This is a genomic window from Oleiphilus sp. HI0066, assembly GCF_001635725.1.
In genome coordinates, this window is sequence record NZ_LWFH01000523.1 from 1 (window position 1) to 662 (window position 662).

A 662-nucleotide genomic window follows, 5' to 3' on the forward strand; every position below is an offset into this window, starting at 1 on the left:
CTTGTCGACAGATTCAGGCAACTGCTCTTTAGGGAATCCTTCGATATCACGCTCATAAACAGACCAATAAATTTCATCCATTCTGGCGTCAATTAAAACGAAGCACTCGTTCTGCTCAGACTCATTCTGCAAAACATGATGCGCAAGCGCCCTCAAGTTAGAGACGCCTACAACAGGAATATCCTTACCGAATGCAATACCTTGAACAAAACCTGTAGCAATACGAAGCCCGGTAAACGAGCCGGGGCCTTGGCCAAACGCAAGTGCATCGACATCCTCCAACTTAAGCCCCGCCTCCTCCAAAAGCACCTTCACCATAGGAAGAACATGCTGCACATGACTTCTTGCGGCTTCTAGCGTTTTAGAAAAAAGCTCAGTACCGCACTCACCTTTCAGTAACAAAGTCACTGAACACAATTCAGAAGATGTATCTACAGCTAGGATTGCTGTCATTCTTACCTGCCAAACAAAAATTTAAAAACATATGATAAACGCCAAGCAATAAAAAAGGCAGCTCAAGGAGCTGCCTTTCTTTCAAAGATTATTCGCTTATGCGTCTAACCCAGCAACAATCTGATCACGGATCTTAGACATCTCACCAACGCCATCTACACGAACGTAATTTGGCGCAGCTGCTTCACCTGACTCAGCCCACGCAGAGT

At 45.3% G+C, this 662-nt stretch carries 1 protein-coding gene; it reads right to left on the reverse strand.

Features of this window, described 5'->3' with window-relative positions:
- Positions 1 to 453 (reverse strand): tRNA (adenosine(37)-N6)-threonylcarbamoyltransferase complex dimerization subunit type 1 TsaB (tsaB, locus tag A3738_RS07185; RefSeq protein WP_068763478.1); only part of this gene is annotated, 453 nt, incomplete at its 3' end.
- Positions 454 to 662: the final 209 nt, after the last annotated feature.